This window comes from Halanaerobium sp. (genome assembly GCF_003070835.1).
In genome coordinates this window covers 1-2,222 of record NZ_QBLR01000428.1, presented here as the reverse complement: position 1 = coordinate 2,222, position 2,222 = coordinate 1, and the positions used below count along the sequence as shown (strand labels likewise).

Here is a 2,222-nt window from a genome sequence, read left to right as displayed (position 1 = left end):
GTTTATTTGATAATTAGAGGAGAACAGCTATCAGGTGACAAAAGTCTGCAAGATAAGGTAAATGACTCAGATAAAATTGAAGTCTGCAAATCATATCAGACAACTGAGATTAAAGGTGAGCAGAAAGTAGAATCGATAAGGATCAAAAATCTAAATACTGGTAAAGAACGAGAGCTTAATGTTAAAGCAATATTTATAGAAATTGGTTTAATACCCAATACAGGTTTTATCTGTGAACACCTGGATATTAATCAGGGCAATGAGATTATTATTGATGAAAATAATCAGACAAGTATTGAAGGTATTTTTGCTGCCGGAGATGTAACAGATATTAAAGACAAGCAGATTATCGTTTCTGCAGCAGAAGGTGCTAAAGCAGCCCTAAGAGCCAATGAATATTTGAGTTAATGTGTAATATTGAGGAGATCAAAATGAAATGGATAGATATGGTAGATGAAGATAAGGCAGAAGATAAATTAGCTAAACTATATGATAAATTAACTCGATCAGGTAATAATGAGTTGGCACATGTCTTAAAAGTTCAATCTTTAAATCCTGACCTTTTAGAAGACCATTTTAAGCTCTATAAAACTATTATGTTCGGCAGAACAAATATTTCCCGCCGGCAGCGTGAAATGATAGCAACAGTTGTGTCTGATGTCAATGAATGCCACTACTGAATAACTCATCATGGAGCGACGCTCCAAAAGTTGATCAGAGATGATGAGCAGTCAGAGAAGATATTAAGGGGTATTTTAGATTATTATAAAAGTGCACCAATTAGTGAAAAAGAAAAGGAAATGCTGGATTATGCTGTTAAGTTGACTAAAAAGCCAGCAGCAGTAAAAAAAGAGGATGGTGGCAGGATATTAAATTTATAGTCTGGGGACCCTCCTCAAAATTATTAAGTGAAGACCAGGAACTGCAGGAACAGATTAAAGAATTCATTAAAGCGGATATTAATGTTGAAGCTTGTCAGGCCTGTGCTGATCAATATGGTGTTTCAGATGATTTAGCAGAACTGGGTATTGATGTTAAATATATGGGAGAGCCTTTAACTGATTATCTTAAAAGTGATAGTAAGGTTATAACATTTTAGGAAGTACTAAATATGGGTAGGCCTGAAGCCCAGGCATACTCTCTGGTTATTTTTTTGCCTTAGTATTATATAAAAATAGTGCCCCTGGGAGGAGTCGAACCTTCGCTCAAGACTTCGAAGAGTTTTGTCGAAGTTCTGTATATACGCAGCTTTCTCTATAACCCCTGTCATAACAGCGATATGGTTTTAGAAATATCCCATATAGTTGTGAAGTACTGTATATATCACTGTGGTATTTAACAGTGGCTGAGGCTTACTTAAATGAAATCATGGTGAAAAATTGAATAATATTAGCATCTCAATTGGAGATGATTCACCCTCAAAAGATCTTGAACATTTTTTTGTTAAAGTTCTTTTGAGGTTTTTTTGCTTTCGTGAATAGATCACTGATCTATAAAAATTTATGTCTTCACTTGTAAGTGAAAATAAGTGAATTTACTTTTCATATTTATTAAAATATAATTAACTTACCGGAAGAAAAGAGGTGAGCTTAAATGATTTTTACTTCTCGCGAGAAAGAAGTTCTTAAAAGTCTTTATCAGGCAGGAGAACCTGTGACAATGTCTTATATAGCAAAAACTGTTGGAGTCTCTGCAAGAACAGTAAAAAAAGATATAAAAAATATTAAAGAACAGATTGATGAATCTAAGGTAGAGGTTAAAACTAAAAGAGGTATGGGTGTCTGGCTTGAAATAAATGACAATCAGTATTTAAAATCAACGATTTTGGATACCAGAGATGTTATAAACCCTGTCTCTCCATCTGACAGACAGTACTGGATAATTAAACAGCTCTTAAATCTTGAAGAAATGACTTCAATAGAGGAGCTGGCATCAGAACTTTTTGTAAGTAAGAGTACTGTGGTTAAAGATTTGATTGAGGTTTAGGACTACCTTAATGAATATGGTATTGAACTTTATAAAAGGCCAAAACATGGAATTAAGCTAATAGGCAGTGAAAAAGCTTTCAGGAAAGCCAGTGCTTCTATACTTAAAAGTTCAACAGTTAAACATGGAGCCGAGATCAGCAGTGATTTAAAAGACTTATTAAAGGATGTTAACTTAAATATCATCCAGGAAATCATTCAGGACTCAGAGGTTGAATTTAACTATATATTATCTGA

5 protein-coding genes are annotated in these 2,222 nt (G+C 33.9%); all 5 read left to right on the top strand.

What is annotated here, in order from left to right:
* Positions 1-408 (top strand): NAD(P)/FAD-dependent oxidoreductase (locus CI949_RS20050; RefSeq protein WP_290769740.1); only part of this gene is annotated, 408 nt, incomplete at its 5' end.
* A gap of 23 nt (positions 409-431) precedes the next feature.
* Complete coding sequence (locus CI949_RS20045; RefSeq protein WP_133529831.1) at positions 432-680, top strand: peroxidase; 249 nt, start codon at positions 432-434, stop codon at positions 678-680.
* A 30-nt stretch (positions 681-710) separates the two neighbouring features.
* The gene (locus CI949_RS20040) at positions 711-881 is read left to right on the top strand and encodes a hypothetical protein (RefSeq protein ID WP_166637106.1); all 171 of its coding nucleotides are present in this window, start codon (positions 711-713) and stop codon (positions 879-881) included.
* On the top strand, positions 869-1,099 hold the full coding sequence (locus tag CI949_RS20035; protein WP_365942042.1) for a DsrE family protein: 231 nt from the start codon (positions 869-871) through the stop codon (positions 1,097-1,099). Before CI949_RS20040 ends, CI949_RS20035 begins: the two co-directional genes overlap by 13 nt.
* Before the next feature lie 494 nt (positions 1,100-1,593).
* Positions 1,594-1,986: an HTH domain-containing protein gene (locus tag CI949_RS20030; RefSeq protein ID WP_089655580.1), complete on the top strand. Its 393-nt coding sequence runs from the start codon at positions 1,594-1,596 to the stop codon at positions 1,984-1,986.
* Positions 1,987-2,222 lie beyond the last annotated feature (236 nt).